Origin of the sequence: uncultured Xanthomonas sp., assembly GCF_964278005.1 — a bacterium.
Lineage (GTDB): Bacteria > Pseudomonadota > Gammaproteobacteria > Xanthomonadales > Xanthomonadaceae > Xanthomonas_A > Xanthomonas_A sontii.
The window spans coordinates 59,547-75,394 of the sequence record NZ_CAXYKF010000020.1; the positions used below are offsets into that span (position 1 = coordinate 59,547).

The 15,848-nt window shown below is 71.0% G+C and carries 14 protein-coding genes; 12 read left to right on the top strand and 2 right to left on the bottom strand.

Translation table 11 applies throughout. The features are described from left to right. The first annotated feature begins 117 nt into the window (after positions 1 to 117). The 5 genes from ACHWVH_RS12965 to ACHWVH_RS12985 all read left to right on the top strand — a co-directional run bounded on the left by ACHWVH_RS12965 (position 118) and on the right by ACHWVH_RS12985 (position 5,573). Positions 118 to 537 (top strand): hotdog fold thioesterase, encoded by a 420-nt coding sequence (locus ACHWVH_RS12965; protein ID WP_017908098.1) that lies wholly within the window; start codon positions 118 to 120, stop codon positions 535 to 537. A 113-nt stretch (positions 538 to 650) separates the two neighbouring features. Then, positions 651 to 1,445, top strand: coding sequence for a 1-acyl-sn-glycerol-3-phosphate acyltransferase (locus ACHWVH_RS12970; protein WP_019801786.1), 795 nt, complete (start codon positions 651 to 653; stop codon positions 1,443 to 1,445). A gap of 67 nt (positions 1,446 to 1,512) precedes the next feature. Further along, positions 1,513 to 2,505, top strand: coding sequence for a YheT family hydrolase (locus ACHWVH_RS12975; protein ID WP_010340927.1), 993 nt, complete (start codon positions 1,513 to 1,515; stop codon positions 2,503 to 2,505). 360 nt (positions 2,506 to 2,865) lie between these two features. Next, the gene (locus ACHWVH_RS12980; RefSeq protein WP_394687322.1) at positions 2,866 to 4,941 is read left to right on the top strand and encodes a tetratricopeptide repeat protein; all 2,076 of its coding nucleotides are present in this window, start codon (positions 2,866 to 2,868) and stop codon (positions 4,939 to 4,941) included. A 20-nt stretch (positions 4,942 to 4,961) separates the two neighbouring features. After that, complete coding sequence (locus ACHWVH_RS12985) at positions 4,962 to 5,573, top strand: YbhB/YbcL family Raf kinase inhibitor-like protein (RefSeq protein WP_295924974.1); 612 nt, start codon at positions 4,962 to 4,964, stop codon at positions 5,571 to 5,573. A gap of 239 nt (positions 5,574 to 5,812) precedes the next feature. Here ACHWVH_RS12985 and ACHWVH_RS12990 read toward each other — a convergent pair whose 3' ends face one another. Further along, positions 5,813 to 6,604 carry an undecaprenyl-diphosphate phosphatase gene (locus ACHWVH_RS12990; protein WP_017908899.1) on the bottom strand — a complete coding sequence of 264 codons (792 nt, stop codon included), beginning with the start codon at positions 6,602 to 6,604 and terminating at the stop codon, positions 5,813 to 5,815. A 222-nt stretch (positions 6,605 to 6,826) separates the two neighbouring features. Between ACHWVH_RS12990 and glnA the strand changes: the two genes are divergently transcribed. From glnA to ACHWVH_RS13025, 7 genes are all read left to right on the top strand, one after another. Further along, positions 6,827 to 8,236, top strand: a complete 1,410-nt coding sequence (gene glnA, locus ACHWVH_RS12995) for a type I glutamate--ammonia ligase (RefSeq protein ID WP_295924970.1) — start codon at positions 6,827 to 6,829, stop codon at positions 8,234 to 8,236. Positions 8,237 to 8,561: 325 nt separating this feature from the next. After that, a complete protein-coding gene (locus ACHWVH_RS13000; protein ID WP_010341076.1) occupies positions 8,562 to 8,900 on the top strand; it encodes a P-II family nitrogen regulator in 339 nt (112 codons plus the stop codon). A 19-nt stretch (positions 8,901 to 8,919) separates the two neighbouring features. Then, the gene (gene amt / locus ACHWVH_RS13005) at positions 8,920 to 10,359 is read left to right on the top strand and encodes an ammonium transporter (RefSeq protein ID WP_267097612.1); all 1,440 of its coding nucleotides are present in this window, start codon (positions 8,920 to 8,922) and stop codon (positions 10,357 to 10,359) included. A gap of 328 nt (positions 10,360 to 10,687) precedes the next feature. Continuing rightward, entirely contained in the window at positions 10,688 to 11,725 is a 1,038-nt protein-coding gene (locus ACHWVH_RS13010) for a nitrogen regulation protein NR(II) (protein ID WP_193314201.1), read from the top strand. Positions 11,726 to 11,735: 10 nt separating this feature from the next. Beyond that, positions 11,736 to 13,166: a nitrogen regulation protein NR(I) gene (gene ntrC, locus ACHWVH_RS13015; RefSeq protein ID WP_267112242.1), complete on the top strand. Its 1,431-nt coding sequence runs from the start codon at positions 11,736 to 11,738 to the stop codon at positions 13,164 to 13,166. Positions 13,167 to 13,465: 299 nt separating this feature from the next. Further along, positions 13,466 to 14,044: a superoxide dismutase family protein gene (locus ACHWVH_RS13020; protein WP_267110539.1), complete on the top strand. Its 579-nt coding sequence runs from the start codon at positions 13,466 to 13,468 to the stop codon at positions 14,042 to 14,044. 79 nt (positions 14,045 to 14,123) lie between these two features. Next, complete coding sequence (locus ACHWVH_RS13025; protein ID WP_295924968.1) at positions 14,124 to 14,762, top strand: superoxide dismutase family protein; 639 nt, start codon at positions 14,124 to 14,126, stop codon at positions 14,760 to 14,762. Positions 14,763 to 14,913: 151 nt separating this feature from the next. Here the strand turns inward: ACHWVH_RS13025 and ACHWVH_RS13030 are convergent, their stop codons facing one another. Beyond that, positions 14,914 to 15,801, bottom strand: a complete 888-nt coding sequence (locus ACHWVH_RS13030; RefSeq protein ID WP_152237155.1) for a hypothetical protein — start codon at positions 15,799 to 15,801, stop codon at positions 14,914 to 14,916. Positions 15,802 to 15,848: the final 47 nt, after the last annotated feature.

A 15,848-nucleotide genomic window follows, 5' to 3' on the forward strand; every position in this document is an offset into this window, starting at 1 on the left:
GGGATTCGTAAAAGCAGATCCCTGCGACTTGATGCCCCGTGCAGGCGCGATAATGTCCGCGCAGGGGATGCCGCTGTTGCCAATCCCCAATCCCGACTCCCCAATCCCGGCCCTCCAATGCCCTTTCGCGAACCTGCCGATCTCGCCGTCCTCAACGCCGATTGCCGCGACACCCTGATCGCGCACCTGGGCATCGTCTTCACCGAGGCCGGGCCGGACTGGCTGCGGGCGACGATGCCGGTGGACGCGCGCACGCGGCAGCCGTACGGGCTGCTGCACGGCGGCGCATCGGTGGTGCTGGCCGAGACCCTGGGCAGTACCGCCGGCAACCTGTGCGTGGAGCCGGGGCGGATCTGCGTGGGCCTGGAAATCAACGCCAACCACCTGCGCGCCGCGCGCAGCGGCACGGTCACCGGCACCGCGCGGCCGCTGCACGTGGGCCGGACCACGCAGGTGTGGGAGATCCACATCGAGGACGCGGCCGGCAAGCCGGTGTGCGTGTCGCGGCTGACCCTGGCGGTGGTCGACCGCGGCTGAGCCCGGTCCCGGGCTGAACCCTGCCTCGGCGGTCACGGGCGACGTGTCTGCGGGCGCGTCTTCGGGGTGACACAATTGTCCGCTAGGCCCCCGCTTCCGGTACCCTTGTTCGAATGAGCGAGTTCTCCCCACCCGCCATGCGCCAATACGGTGGGGCGCTGCGCTGGGTTCGTTACGGCTACCGCGTGCCGCTGCTGGCGTTGCACGTGCTGTTGTCGCTGCCGTTCCTGCTGGTGTGCATGGCGCTGTCGCCCGGCCGCGCCGGCACCGAGTCCTTCGGCGACCGCATGGTCTGCTGGTGGTCGACCTGGCTGCTGCGCATCTTCGGCCTGCGCGTGCGCCGCATCGGCGCGCCGCTGCCCAATCCGGTGCTGTTCGTCGCCAACCATGTCAGCTGGATCGACATCGTGATGCTGCACAGCCAGCGCATGATGGGCTTCGTCGCCAAGCGCGAGATCGCCGGCTGGCCGCTGGTCGGCTGGCTGGCCGCGCGCGGGCAGACCATCTTCCACCAGCGCGGCAGCACCGAGTCGCTGGGCGGGGTGTTGCAGGCGATGCTGGAGCGGCTGCGCTCCGGCTGCTCGGTCGGCGTGTTCCCGGAAGGGCGCACCCGCAGCGGCCAGGACGTGGGGCCGTTCCATGCGCGCATCTTCCAGGCCGCGGTCGAGGCCGAGGTGGCGGTGCAGCCGGTGGCGCTGCGCTACGGTGCCGGCGGCTCGGCGCAGCAAATCGTCGCGTTCGGTCCGCACGAGAGTTTCTTCGCCAACTTCCTGCGCCTGCTCGGCGAGCCGGGGCGGGTGGCCGAGGTGCATTTCCTGGAGCCGATCCGGCTGCAGGACGTGGAAGGGCGCCGGCGCATCGCCGAGATCTCGCGTGCGCGCATCGTCACGGCGATGGCACAACCCTGAACACCGGGACACCGACCACGCCGCGCCTGACCGATTACTCCAGTCGACGGGTGCAAGCTCGCTGCCCATGAACGCAACCGATTACTCCCCCCCTCGCTGGCTGCGCAACCCGCACGTCCAATCGGTACTGGGTTCCAGCCTGCTGCGCGTGCGCCGTGGCGAACAGTTGCTCGCCGCCAGCGGCGCCACCACCACCTCGCACATCCTCGACGGCGGCGATGGCGTGCGCCTGCAGGGCTGGCTCAGCGTGCCGGCCGGCGAAGCGCCGCGCGGCACCGTGCTGCTGCTGCACGGCTGGGAAGGCAGCGCCGACTCCAGCTACATGCGCCTGACCGCGGCCAAAATGCTGGCGCTGGGCTACCAGGTGTTCCGGCTCAACTTCCGCGACCACGGCGGTACCCACCACCTCAACGTGGACCTGTTCCACTCCGAGCGGCTGGATGAAGTGGTCAACGCCGCCTGCGACCTGTGGCGGCGCTTCCCGGCGCCGACCCTGCTCGCCGCCGGCTACTCGCTGGGCGGCAACTTCGCCCTGCGCCTGGCGCTGCGCGCGCCGGCGGCGGGGCTGCCGCTGCAGCACGTGGCCGCGGTGTGCCCGCTGCTGGACCCGGCCACCACCATGCAGCGGATCGAGAACGGCCCGCAGTTCTACGACTGGTATTTCCGCCGCAAGTGGCGCGAGTCGCTGCTGCGCAAGCGCGAACTGTTCCCCGACCGCCACGGCTACGACGACGCCACCCTGGCGCTGGACATGCGCGGGCTGATGGCCTGGCTGGCCGAGCGCCACGCCGGCTTCGCCAGCCTGGACGCCTACTTCGACAGCTACTGCATCGCCGGCGAGCGCCTGCTCGGCCTGCGCGTGCCGGCCGACATCCTGATGGCCGAGGACGATCCGGTGATCCCGCTGGACGACTTCCGCAGCTGGCGCCTGCCCGACATCGCCCGGCTGGAGATCGCCCGCTGGGGTGGCCATTGCGGCTTCATCGAGAACGCGCGCGGCGATGGCTTCGCCGAACGCTGGGTGGCCGAACGGCTGACCGAGGGGCTGGTGGAGGCCTAAGCGGCGTTTCGCGCAGGCCGGCGGGCGACCTCGCCCGCGCCCGCGTGCGGCAGGCGGTCGGCAAGGTGGGCGCACCGGGATTCCCGGGTGCGGCACGCGTCGACGCTCCTTCCGCCGTTCCCGCACCATCACCGCCGTCACCACGTAGCGCTGCCCGGCGCACCGAGTCATCTGCGCAGCCCGGCATGTTCGGCGCGCCTCGGCGCCGCGTGGCCTCAGTCCCCCCCGCAGCGTCGGCGACATGGCCGCTCCCAGCGATGCCCGATGCGCCCGATGTGCCCGCCGCGCAGACGCAGGCGCCCGCGCAGAGCGGCCGGGCGCTCCCGCTACAATGCGGGTTTGCCCCAACGCCGGACCCACATGCACCAGCCCATTCTCGACGCCCTGCGCCGCCAGGACACCGCCGACGCGCTGCGTCTCGCCCAGACCTGGGCCGCCGAGGCCGCCGACGACCCGCAGGCCTTCCGCTGGCTGGCGCTGGCGCAACAGCAGCACGGCGAGACCGCCACGGCCCTGGACAGCATCGGCCGCGCGATCGCGCTGGCGCCGGAAGACGCCAGCCTGCACCTGCTGCACGCCGGCATGCTGGTCAGCGCCAACGATCTGGCCCAGGCTGAGGACGCGCTGGCGCAGACCGCGGCGCTGGATCCCAACGAATTCCTCGCCTACGTGATGCGCGCACACCTGGCGCTGGGCCGCGGCGACCTGGACGAAGTGGAGCGGCTCAGCCGCACCGCCGCGCGCCTGCAGCCGGAGCATCCGCAACTGCTCGGCGTGGACGGCATGCTGGCGCTGCGCCGCGGCGACGCCGACCGCGCGCTGGCGCTGCTCTCGCGCGCCGGCAACGCGCTGCCGGACGATCCCCGCCTGCTCTACGCGCTGGGTTTCGCCTATCTGGACAAGCAGCACTTCGCCTTCGCCGAGACCGCATTCCGCCGCGTCGCCGCGCTCACTCCGGGCACCGGCGCGGCGATGATGGCGCTGGTCGCGCAGTTGGCCTACCGCCAGGGCCGCCTGGACGACGCCATCACCGCGCTGGAGACGGTGCTGGCCGATCCGTCCGGCGATACCGCCAACATGCGCCGGCTGGCCGGCGAGTACGCCCTGCAGGCCGACCGCCCGGCCGAGGCGCTGGACCACCTGCGCCGCACCCTGGCGGTGGCCCCGGCCGACCGCCGCACCCTGCACGCCGCGCTGATCGCCTGGCAGCGGCTGGGCACGATCGACGATGCCCGCGCCACCCTGGAAGCGGCGCTGGCCACCACCACCGACGCCCACGACCTGTGGCTGGCGCGGCTGGCGCTGGAGCCGGTGGGCGGCCCCGAGGCGCGCGCGCTGATCGCGCGCTGGCAGGCGGCGATGCCGGCGCACGTGCCGGCGCTGGAAGCGCAGCTGCGGGTGCACGACATGGCCGGCGAACGCGACCAGGGCGAAGCCGTGGCGCAGCGCATCGTGGCGCTGGAACCGGGCCGGCTCAGCGGCGAGGAACGCCTGGTCGAGGCGCTGCTGGAGCGCGGCGAGCACGATGCCGCCATCGCCCACGTGCACGGCCTGATGCAGCGCATGCCCGAGCGCGACCGCACCGTGGTGCGGCCGTGGCTGGCGGCGGTGCAGGATGCGGCCGGGCGCCCGGACGACGCGCTCGCGACCTGGGTGGCCTTCCAGCAGGAACAGCTGCCGCACCGCCTGCCGCTGCCGCCGCTGGGCCAGGCCCCGGCGCAGTGGCTGCCGCTGGGCGCGGTCGATCCGCAGAACCAGGCGCGCCCGCTGTTCGTCTGGGGCCCCCCGGGCAGCGGCGTGGAGCGGGCGATCGCGGTGATCGACGCGGCCAGCCCGGTATTGCGCGGCGACCGCTTCGGCCAGCAGCCGCCGACCGACGGCCTGCAGCGCTTCCGCAGCATCGAGGAACTGGAAAGCGGCGCCCTGGACGGTGCGGCGCTGGTCGCCGAATGGCGCGCGCAACTGCCGGCACGCGGCGTCGGCGACGGCAACATCGTCGACTGGCTGCTGTGGTGGGACAACGCGCTGCTGCGCGCGCTGCGCCCGCACCTGCCGGAAGGGCGGCTGCTGATCGTGCTGCGCGACCCGCGCGACATGCTGCTGGACTGGCTGGCCAACGGTGCCCCGGCGCCGCTGGGCCTGGCCTCGCCGGAGACCGGCGCGCAGTGGCTGGCGGCGGTGCTGGCGCAGGTCGCCGACCTGCACGAACAGGATCTGTATCCGCACCATCTGGTGCGCCTGGACGGCACCGAGCACGATCCGGCCGGCGTGGCGGCGGCGCTGGAGCAGGCGTTCGGCGTGGCGTTCCCGACCATCGCCACGGTCGGCCCTCCGCGCCTGGCCGCCGGCCACTGGCGTGCCTATGCCACGCCGCTGGCCGCCGCGTTCGCGCTGCTGACGCCGGTGGCGGTGCGCCTTGGCTACCCTGAAACCTGATTCCCCACGGAGATTCACGCATGCGTCTTCGCAGTGACAGCATCCAGCCGGGTCAGCCCATCGCCGCGACCTACGCGATGGGCCAGGCCGACGGCTTCGGCGGCAACCGCAATCCCCACCTCGCCTGGGACGCGGTGCCGGCCGGCACCCAGTCCTTCGTGCTGCTGTGCGTCGATCCGGACGTGCCGACCGTGGCCGAGATGGTCGGCCGCGACGACGTGCAGATCCCGGTCGAACAACCGCGCACCGAATTCGTGCATTGGGTGGCAGTGGACTTGCCCGCCGATCTGCGCGAGATCGCCGAGGCCAGCGCCAGCGACGGCGTGGTGGCCAAGGGCAAGCAGCAACCGCCCGGCCTGGACGGCGCGCGGCAGGGACTGAACAGCTACACCGACTGGTTCGCCGGCGACGCGGCGATGGGCGGCGACTACCACGGCTACGACGGCCCGTATCCGCCGGCCAACGACCTGCGCGTGCACCGGTACTTCTTCCGCCTGTTCGCGCTGGATGTGGCGCGCCTGGACGTGCCGGCACGCTTCACCGCCGCCGATGCCCTGCGCGCGATGCAGGGCCACGTGCTGGCCGAAGCCAGCCTGTACGGCACTTACAGCCTCAATCCGGCGGCGAAGTGAGCACCAAAGCCCCTCTCCCGCCGGGAGAGGGGTTGGGGTGAGGGTCCGGCGCGCGAAGCGCCTCGCCGATCTGGCATTGCGAGGCTTCGCCCGGACCCTCATCCGCCCCTTCGGGGCACCTTCCCCCGAAAAGGGGGCCATGGGCCCACGGGGAGAAGGGAAAAGCCGTAGCCCCTCTCCCGCCGGGAGAGGGGTTGGGGTGAGGGTCGGCGCGCGAAGCGCCCCGCCGACTCAACCCCTCACGCCGCCGGCAACCACAGCAGCAGCGCCGCGCCCAGCACGATCCGGTACACCGCGAACGCGGTGAAGCGGTGCGACTTGATGTAGCCCAGCAGCCACTTCACCACCACGAAGCCGGTGACCATCGAGGCGACGAACGCCAGGGCCACGTCGCCCCAGTTCTCGCTGCCCAGGCCGCCGTCCTTGTACAGCTCCAGGAACGAATACGCGCTGGCCGCGAACATGGTCGGAATGCCGACCAGGAAGGCGAACTCGGCCGCGGCCGAGCGCTTGCTCAGGCCCAGCAGCATCGCCAGGAAGATCGTCGCCGCCGAGCGCGAGGTGCCGGGGAACACGCCGGCCACCACCTGCGCCAGGCCGACCGCGATGGCCACCGTCCAGGTCACCGTCTCGCGCTCCGGCATGCGCGCAGCGAAGTACTCGGCCACCAGCATCCACACGCCGCCGATCACCAGCGCCCAGGCCACCGGCTGCACGCTGTCCGGCAACTGCCAGCCGGCCTTGCGGACGATGAGACCGACCACCGCGGTCACCAGGAAGGCGGCGCCCAGCTTGAAGGCGTAGTCGCGGTTGGCGCGGTCGCCCAGGCCGGTGGCCAGATCCCACAGGCGCTGCCGGAACACCAGGGTGGTGGCCAGGATCGCGCCGGCCTGGATCACGATGTTGAAGAAGTCGGACCGGTGGCCGAGCCAGCGCTCGGCGATCAACAGGTGCCCGGTGCTGGAGATGGGCAGGAATTCGGTCAGGCCTTCGATGATGCCCAGCAGCAGGGCCGACAACAGATCGCTCATGGAGGAGGGGTCGCTTTGGGGGAGGGGAAGCTGCGCAAGGATAGAGCATCCGCCTCGCGCACAAATTTGGTGCGTTCAGGTGTGAATGCACCACTAAAGTGCAGTGCATTTGCATCCTTCGCGTGCACGCTTCAGCAGAATCAAGGGCTTGTGAGTGCCACACGCTTGGCATGGCGATTGCTGATACTCGCCCACGCCCTTCACAACCCGAGGTTGCATCGAATGTCTGCGGAAACTATTGAGAAGCTGGTCAGGGACAACAAGATCGAGTTCGTCGACCTGCGCTTCGTCGACATGCGCGGCGTGCAGCAGCACGTCACCTTCCCGGTCAGCATCATCGAGCCGGCGCTGTTCGAGGAAGGCAAGATGTTCGACGGCAGCTCGATCGCCGGCTGGAAGGGCATCAACGAGTCGGACATGGTCCTGCTGCCCGACGCCGACACCGCCTTCGTCGATCCGTTCATGGCCGATCCGACCCTGGTGCTGACCTGCGACATCCTCGACCCGGCCACCATGCAGAGCTACGGCCGCGACCCGCGCGGCGTCGCCAAGCGCGCCGAGGCCTACCTGAAGTCCAGCGGCATCGCCGACCAGGCGTTCTTCGGCCCGGAGCCGGAATTCTTCATCTTCGACGGCGTGCGCTTCGGCAACGAGATGGGCCACACCTTCTTCAAGATCGATTCGGAAGAAGCGGCCTGGAGCAGCGGCAGCAAGATCGAAGGCGGCAACAGCGGCTACCGTCCGGCGGTCAAGGGCGGCTACTTCCCGGTGCCGCCGACCGACTCGCTGCAGGACCTGCGCGCCGAGATGTGCAAGACCCTGGAGCAGGTCGGCATCGAAGTCGAGGTGCACCACCACGAAGTGGCCACCGCCGGCCAGTGCGAGATCGGCACCAAGTTCAACTCGCTGGTGAAGAAGGCCGACGAACTGATGATGATGAAGTACATCATCAAGAACGTCGCCTACCGCAACGGCAAGACCGCGACCTTCATGCCCAAGCCGATCGTCGGCGACAACGGCTCGGGCATGCACGTGCACCAGTCGCTGGCCAAGGGCGGCACCAACCTGTTCTCCGGCGACGGCTACGGCGGCCTGTCGCAGATGGCGCTGTGGTACATCGGCGGCATCTTCAAGCACGCCAAGGCGATCAATGCCTTCACCAACTCCGGCACCAACAGCTACAAGCGCCTGGTCCCGGGCTTCGAGGCGCCGGTGATGCTGGCCTACTCGGCACGCAACCGTTCGGCCTCGTGCCGCATTCCGTGGGTGTCCAACCCGAAGGCGCGCCGCATCGAGATCCGCTTCCCGGATCCGCTGCAGTCCGGCTACCTGACCTTCGCCGCGCTGATGATGGCCGGCCTGGACGGCATCAAGAACCAGATCGACCCGGGCGCGCCCAGCGACAAGGACCTGTACGACCTGCCGCCGGAAGAGGAGAAGCAGATCCCGCAGGTGTGCTCCAGCCTCGACCAGGCGCTGGAAGCGCTGGACGCCGACCGCGAGTTCCTCAAGGCCGGCGGCGTGTTCACCGACGACTTCATCGACGGCTACATCGCGCTGAAGATGCAGGAAGTGACCAAGTTCCGCGCGGCCACGCACCCGCTGGAATACCAGCTGTACTACGCCAACTGAGTTCCACGCGCGGCGATGGCGAAGGCTTCCCCTCCCTCCTTCGCCATCGCCGCCACCTGCCCGGCTGGGGAGCCGCGCAGGTGGTCCGCGCCCACCATCGCGTCATCGAGTGTCCAGGGGATGGACCGCGCAACAGAGCGCTTGCGTGCCGTGGGCCACGTTCCCTCCCACGTCGCCGTCGCCGCCGCACCTTGGGTGCGGTGGGCCACGGCGTGATCCACGGAACGCATCGCGCAGCAGCACCCGCGCCGTTCGCGGCGCGGTCGATGGGCCCAGTGCCGGTCGGCCTTCGGCGGCCGGTTCCTTCCACCAACGGGGTATGCGCATGAAACTGATCACCGCCATCATCCGGCCATTCAAGCTCGACGAGGTCCGCGAGGCCTTGTCGCAGGCTGGGGTGTCCGGCATCACCGTCACCGAGGTCAAGGGCTTCGGTCGGCAGAAGGGCCACACCGAGTTGTATCGCGGTGCCGAGTACGTCGTCGACTTCCTGCCCAAGATCAAGATCGAGACCGTGGTGACCGACGAGCGTCTGGATGCCGTGGTCGAGGCGATCCAGGGCGCGGCCGGCACCGGCAAGATCGGCGACGGCAAGATCTTCGTCACCGCCATCGAGCAGGTCGTCCGCATCCGTACCGGCGAAATCGGCGCCGATGCGCTCTAACCCCACCTTGGAGCCCTTCATGAAGACAGGTCTGTTCGCCGGGTGGAAGGCCCGGTTCTACGCGGTATGCATGCTGATGCTGGTCAGCGCGATGGCGGTCGGCATTCCCGGCAAGGCCTTCGCCCAGGCCGAAACCACCCCGGCGCCGACGCCGGACGTGGTCACCGAACAACTGACGCCGCCGCCTGCACCGGCCGCCGCGCCGGCCGCGGCCACGCCGGCGCCGGTGGTGGACAAGGGCGACGTCGCCTGGATGCTCACCTCCACGCTGCTGGTGCTGCTGATGGTGGTGCCCGGCCTGGCGCTGTTCTACGGCGGCATGGTCCGCGCCAAGAACGTGCTGTCGGTGCTGATCCAGGTCGGCGTGGTGTTCTCGCTGATCGCGGTGCTGTGGGTGGTATACGGCTACAGCCTGGCGTTCGCCGATGGCGGTCCGTTCATCGGCACACTGCACAAGGCGCTGCTGGCCGGCGTCGACACCACTACGCTGGCCGACACCTTCTCCAAGGGCTTCAAGCTGCCGGAGTACGTGTTCGTCGCCTTCCAGCTGACCTTCGCCGGCATCACCGGCGCGCTGATCGTCGGCGCCTTCGCCGAGCGGGTGAAGTTCGCCGCGGTGCTGCTGTTCGTGGTCATCTGGTTCACCTTCGGCTACCTGCCGCTGGCGCACATGGTGTGGTCGGCCCCCGGCTTCCTGTTCGGCAAGGGCGCGCTGGACTTCGCCGGCGGCACCGTGGTCCACATCAACGCCGGCGTGGCCGGTCTGGTCGGTTCGTACTTCGTCGGCAAGCGCCTGGGCTTCGGCCACACCGCGCTGAAGCCGCACAACGTGACCCTGACCTTCGTCGGCGCCTCGCTGCTGTGGGTGGGCTGGTTCGGCTTCAACGCCGGCTCGGCGCTGGAAGCCAACGCCACCGCCGCACTGGCCTTCCTCAACACCCTGCTGGCCACCGCCGCGGCGGTGCTGGCCTGGTCGCTGACCGAGAAGGTGATCAAGGGCAAGTCCTCGGCGCTGGGCGTGGCCTCGGGCATGGTCGCCGGCCTGGTCGGCATCACCCCCGCCGCCGGCACCGTGGGGCCGTTCGGCGCCATCGCCATCGGCGTGGCCGCCGGCGTGATCTGCGTGTGGGGCGTGACCGGGCTGAAGAAGCTGCTCAATGCCGACGACACCCTGGACGTGTTCGGCGTGCACGGCGTCGGCGGCATCGTCGGCGCGATCCTCACCGGCGTGTTCACCGACAAGGCGCTGGGCGGCATGGGCTACGCCGAGGGCGTGACCATGGGCCACCAGGTGCTGGTGCAGGCCGAAGGCGTGCTGATCACTGTCGGCTGGATCGGCGTGGTCTCGGTGGTTGGCTTCCTGATCGCCAAGCTGGTGATCGGCCTGCGCGTGCCGGAAGACGCCGAGCGCGAGGGTCTGGACATCACCTCGCATGGCGAATCCGCCTACGAGTTGTGAGGTTCGCCGGCCCGCGACGGCGGTCGCGGGCCTTGTCGCAGCGCGTGTGACCGGTGCTGGTGGCCGGCCCTCGCGACCGCGGCCTTCGCCGGCGCTTCCTGGGGGGAAGCGCCGGCCATTCTCAAAAGATCGAGGTATTCCGCGTGGCCATTCGCCTCGCCACACCCCCGGCTTTCCGCAAGATTCCTGGTTGCGTTGCGATGCAAGGTCCGCTGGTCCCGTCACCCGGTCCGCAGCCAGCCGCGCGCCGCGCCGTCCGCCAGGGCAGGGACCACGCCGTGCGCCGCTCGCCCGTGCCGCCTGCCTGGCTTTGCACTACATTGGTGCAATGGCCATGAACACCACGCCGCCCCCGCTTTCCGCCCTTGGCACCCCGGTGGTCTGGGCCGATACAGACGGCCGCCTGCGCGGCGCCAACCCCGCCTTCGCGCGCTGGCTCGGGGTCAGCGTGCGGCGCCTGCTCGACCAGCCGCTGGCCTCGCTGGAAGTGCAGGGCGATGCGCTCGCACGGTTCCTGCGCAACGACGAGCGCGACGTGCTGCGCCTGCACCGCATGGCCCTGGCCGTGCCCGGCGAGCCGCCGCGTTTCGCCGAGGGCTGGCTGTCGCGGCTGGACGACGGCGGCTGGCTGCTGGAAGCGCACCCGGTCGATGAGTTCCCCACGCCGGACCCGGCGCAGGCCCTGCCGAATGCGCTCAGCGCGGCGCTCAAGGGCCTGGCCCACGAATTGCGCAATCCGCTGGCCGGGCTCAAGGGCGCCGCGCAGCTGCTGGCGCGCCGCGCCCAGCACCGCGACGAGGACGAACGCGAACTGATCGAGCTGATCGGCGCGGAGATCGAGCGCCTCAACAGCCTGCTCGACCAGTTGCTGTCGCCGGCGCCGGCGCGCCCTCACGCCATGCTCAACATCCACGCGGTGCTGGAGCGGGTGCTGCGCCTGGCCGAGAACGAAGGCGGCTGGTCGGTACGTCTGCAGCGCGATTACGACCCCAGCATCCCCGAATTCCTCGGCGATGCCGACCGCCTCACCCAGGCGGTGTGGAACCTGGTGCGCAACGCGATCCAGGCCGGCGCGGCGCAGGTCACCTTGCGCACCCGCGTCGAGCACGGCCAGCGCATCCGCGACCGCGTGCACGCGCGCGGCCTGCGCCTGGAGATCGTCGACGACGGCCGCGGCGTGCCCGAGGAACTGGCCGAGCACCTGTTCCTGCCGCTGGTCAGCGGCCGCGCCGAAGGCAGCGGCCTGGGCCTGGCGCTGGCCCAGCAGGTGGCGCGCGAGCATGCCGGCTCGCTGACCTACCGCTCCCGCCCCGGCCACACCGTGTTCACCCTGCTGCTGCCGCAGCGCGCAGCGGACACCGATTAGGAGCACTGCGATGACCGACTCCCTGCAAGGAACGCAACGTATCTGGGTGGTCGACGACGACCGTTCGGTGCGCTTCGTGCTGTCCACCGCGCTGCGCGACGCCGGCTACAGCGTCGACGGCTTCGACAGCGCCGCCGCCGCGCTGCAGGCGCTGGCGCAGCGGCCCATGCCCGACCTGCTGTTCACCGACGTGCGCATGCCCGGCGACGACGGTCTGGTGCTGCTGGACAAGCTCAAGGCCGCGCACCCGCAACTGCCGGTGATCGTGATGTCCGCCTACACCGACGTGGCCAGCACCGCCGGCGCGTTCCGCGGCGGCGCCCACGAGTTCCTGTCCAAGCCGTTCGACCTGGACGATGCGGTGGCGCTGGCCGCACGCGCGCTGCCCGATCCCGGCAGCGCCATCGCCGCGGTGCCGGCGACGACACCGGCCGGGCAGGGCAGCACCGAACTGATCGGCGACACCCCGGCGATGCGCGCGCTGTTCCGTGCCATCGGCCGGCTGGCGCAGGCGCCGCTGTCGGTGCTGATCAACGGCGAGACCGGCACCGGCAAGGAACTGGTCGCGCACGCGCTGCACACCGAGTCGCCGCGCGCGCGCAAGCCGTTCGTCGCGCTCAACACCGCGGCGATTCCGGCCGAACTGCTGGAGAGCGAACTGTTCGGCCACGAGGCCGGCGCCTTCACCGGCGCGCAGCGCCGCCACATCGGTCGCTTCGAGCAGGCCGACGGCGGCACCCTGTTCCTGGACGAAATCGGCGACATGCCGCTGCCGCTGCAGACCCGGCTGCTGCGCGTGCTGGCCGAGAACGAGTTCTTCCGCGTCGGCGGGCGCGAACTGATCCGGGTCGACGTGCGGGTCATCGCCGCCACCCACCAGGATCTGGAAGCGCTGGTCGAACAGGGCCGCTTCCGCGCCGACCTGTTGCACCGCCTGGACGTGGTGCGATTGCAGTTGCCGCCGCTGCGCGAGCGTCGCGCCGACGTGCCGCAACTGGCCGAGAACTTCCTGGCGATGGCCGCGCGCAAGCTCGACACCCCGCCCAAGCGGCTGGCGCCGGCGGCGCTGGACGCGTTGCGCGCCTATCCGTGGCCGGGCAACGTGCGCGAACTGGAGAACGTGTGCTGGCGCCTGGCCGCGCTGGCGCCGGCGGAAATCATCGATGCCGGCGACGTCGAGGCCGCCCTGCTGCGCGGCGGCCGCCGCGAGCGCAGCGGCGACGGCGGCGAGTGGGACACGCAACTGTCGGCCTGGGCGCAGCAGCGCCTGTCCGACGGCGCCGAGGGCCTGCATGCCGAGGCCCGCGAACGCTTCGACAAGGCGCTGCTGGAAGTGGCGCTGCGCTTCACCCAGGGCCGCCGCGCCGAAGCCGCCGCCCGCCTGGGCGTGGGCCGCAACACCGTCACCCGCAAGCTGGGGCCGGGGCGGCGGCGGCGCTGAAGCGCGGGATCGGGAATGACCAGCCTGCGGCTGTTGAGAGCCGGGATTGGGGATTCGCAACGGCGAGGCCCCACGTCCGGTCGGATGTCGCCCGCTGCATGCGGCGCGTGTTGCGGCATGACGTCGCAGGTCATTGCGCCGAACCGCCTGGCGCTACGCTCTTGCGAATCCCCAATCCCCAATCCCCAATCCCCAATCCCCAATCCCCAATCCCGCCCGATTAGACTGCGCCCCGTGCACCTTCATGGGGTCTGCACGGCCGCCCCTCTAGTTTCGCCCTGCCACAGGAGTCGATGTCGATGCGTTACGGATTGCCCCTCGCCGCGAGTGCCTTGTTGATGCTGGCCGCGTGCAGCAGCGCGCCGCCCAAGGCCCCGCCGCCGCCGCCGCCCAAGGCGCCGCCGCTGGCCAGTGCCGGCACCGTGCAGCAGGCGCAGGCCGTGCTGGCGCCGGCCTCCGGCAGCCTGGTCAGCGGCAAGCTGTCGCTGGTCGCCGCCCCCGGCGGCGTGCGCATCACCGGCACCCTCGGCGGCCTGCAGCCCAACCACAGCTTTGCCTTCCACGTGCACGAGCGCGGCGATTGCAGCGCGGCCGATGCCAGCAGCGCCGGCGGCCACTTCAATCCGCTCGGCGCGCCGCACGGCCGCGCCGGCAACGGCCCGCACCACGCCGGCGACATGGACAACCTCAACGCCACGGCCGATGGCACCGCGCAGATCGACGTGCTGCTGCGCGGCGTGGTGCTCGGCGGCGGCGCGGCCAACGATATCGTCGGCCGCGCGCTGGTCGCGCATGCCGATCCGGACGACTACCACAGCCAGCCGGCCGGCAACGCCGGCGCGCGCGTGGCCTGCGGCGTGATCCGCCCGCTGCGCTGACCTCGCATCGCTACTTCCGCCCGGGTCCGCCTGGGAGGTCCGTCCGCATTCCGCGGCTCTGCAACGAAGGAGAACCCCCGTGCGTCGTACCCTTCCCAGTCTGCTGTTCCTGGCCACCACCCTGGCGCTGAGCGCCTGCAAGCGCGAAGAACCCGCCTCCACCCCGGCGGCGACCCCCGAACCCGCCGCCGCCCCGGCCGCGAGCGCACCGCCGGCCGCCAGCAACGCCACTGGCAGCGCCAGCGCCGCGCTCAGCCCGACCCAGGGCAACGAAGTGGCCGGCGAGGTCAAGTTCACCACCGTCGACGGCGCCGTGCATGTCACCGGCACCATCACCGGGCTCAAGCCCAACAGCGAACACGGCTTCCACATCCACGAGTTCGGCGATTGCAGCGCGCCCGACGGCAGCAGCGCCGGCGGCCACTTCAACCCGGCCAAGACCGAGCACGGCCAGGTCGGTAGCGATCCGCACCACGGCGGCGACATGCCCAACCTCAAGGCCGACGCCGACGGCAAGGCGACGATCGATGCGGCGGTGTCCAACAATGTCAACATCGGCAAGGGCGACGGCTTCGACATCCTCAACCACGCGGTGATCGTCCACGCCGACCCGGACGACTACAAGAGCCAGCCCACCGGCAACGCCGGCGGCCGCCTGGCCTGCGGCGTGATCAAGGGCGACGCGGCGGCTGCGCCGGCTGCGGCCGGTAGCCACTAAGCTCGTCGCGGCGTCGGCGACGGCAGTGATGCCGTCGCCGGTGTCGTGTACCGGTGTACACAGGATGCAGTGACGCGCTGCCGATGCAGTTGCGCTCCCAGCATCAAGATTGTCCCAGCGATGACTGACGCACCGCGACGCGTCTCGCGGCTCAGGCCGCCAGCAACGCCTGCTTGGCGTCCTGCCCGCTCTCGCAATGCACGTACAGCACCGGCAGGCCGTGGGCCTCGAGTACCGCGGCCAGTTGCCGCTGGCGCGCCAGGTACTGCTCGTAGACCCGCTGCAGGCGTTCGCAGTCCTGGCGGTCGTAGGCGTAGTGCGCGCACCAGCTGGCCGGGTCGAACAGCGCCATGCGCACCTCGCCTTCGCGGTAGCGCAGCAGCGGCTCCGGCGGGGCCTGCAGCCATTCTTCCTGGTCCGGCGCCAGCAGCGCGGTCTCGATCAGCGGCCACAGCGGTGCCAGACCCTGGTTGTCGTACTGCATGGACATCATCGCCGCCAGGTCGTGGCCGGTCAGGTAGCGGGCGTGCTCGATCTCCGCGCCAAAGCCCTTCTGCGCGAGCAGCGCGGTATCGGCCTGCGCCATGCCCTGCGCCAGCAACACGTCCTCCAATGCCTCGGCCACGGACTGCACGGTGTCGGCCGGGCCGCTGAGCAGGAACGGCACCACCCGCAATGCGCCGCCGCGCAGGCCGGCGTCGGCCTGGAACGGCAGCGGCACGCTGCCGTCGGCATCGGTGCCGAAGGCCAGCAACCGCGGGCCTTCGGCGCGGCCGGGCGCGCGGGCGGCGAGTTCCTCCAGGCGCCGGTGCAGCGGCCAGCCCGGACGCAACGCTTCGGCCGGGTCGAAATGCGCGCCGGCCAAGCTGAGTTCCAGCTCGCGCACCGCCGGCACCAGTTGCGCCAGGTCGCGGCCGACCTTCTCGGCCAGTTCGGCGGCCTGCGCATGCGGCAGCGCCGGGTGCGCCGGTTCGCGCCCGGAGGACAATTCCAGGGCGATGACCCCGTGGGCGTGGCGAGTGGCGGAGGCTTGGGTCATGGGATTGGCGGTTGGCCCGTCGCGGGCGCATAGCTACACTCGCTTCA

Excerpts from the sequence above, each read along its gene's own strand:
- ACHWVH_RS12965 (WP_017908098.1), top strand. The coding sequence starts at position 118 with ATGCCCTTTCGCGAACCTGCCGATCTCGCCGTCCTCAACGCCGATTGC.
- ACHWVH_RS12970 (WP_019801786.1), top strand. The coding sequence starts at position 651 with ATGAGCGAGTTCTCCCCACCCGCCATGCGCCAATACGGTGGGGCGCTG.
- ACHWVH_RS12975 (WP_010340927.1), top strand. The coding sequence starts at position 1,513 with ATGAACGCAACCGATTACTCCCCCCCTCGCTGGCTGCGCAACCCGCAC.
- ACHWVH_RS12980 (WP_394687322.1), top strand. The coding sequence starts at position 2,866 with ATGCACCAGCCCATTCTCGACGCCCTGCGCCGCCAGGACACCGCCGAC.
- ACHWVH_RS12985 (WP_295924974.1), top strand. The coding sequence starts at position 4,962 with ATGCGTCTTCGCAGTGACAGCATCCAGCCGGGTCAGCCCATCGCCGCG.
- ACHWVH_RS12990 (WP_017908899.1), bottom strand. The coding sequence starts at position 6,604 with ATGAGCGATCTGTTGTCGGCCCTGCTGCTGGGCATCATCGAAGGCCTG.
- glnA (WP_295924970.1), top strand. The coding sequence starts at position 6,827 with ATGTCTGCGGAAACTATTGAGAAGCTGGTCAGGGACAACAAGATCGAG.
- ACHWVH_RS13000 (WP_010341076.1), top strand. The coding sequence starts at position 8,562 with ATGAAACTGATCACCGCCATCATCCGGCCATTCAAGCTCGACGAGGTC.
- amt (WP_267097612.1), top strand. The coding sequence starts at position 8,920 with ATGAAGACAGGTCTGTTCGCCGGGTGGAAGGCCCGGTTCTACGCGGTA.
- ACHWVH_RS13010 (WP_193314201.1), top strand. The coding sequence starts at position 10,688 with ATGGCCATGAACACCACGCCGCCCCCGCTTTCCGCCCTTGGCACCCCG.
- ntrC (WP_267112242.1), top strand. The coding sequence starts at position 11,736 with ATGACCGACTCCCTGCAAGGAACGCAACGTATCTGGGTGGTCGACGAC.
- ACHWVH_RS13020 (WP_267110539.1), top strand. The coding sequence starts at position 13,466 with ATGCGTTACGGATTGCCCCTCGCCGCGAGTGCCTTGTTGATGCTGGCC.
- ACHWVH_RS13030 (WP_152237155.1), bottom strand. The coding sequence starts at position 15,801 with ATGACCCAAGCCTCCGCCACTCGCCACGCCCACGGGGTCATCGCCCTG.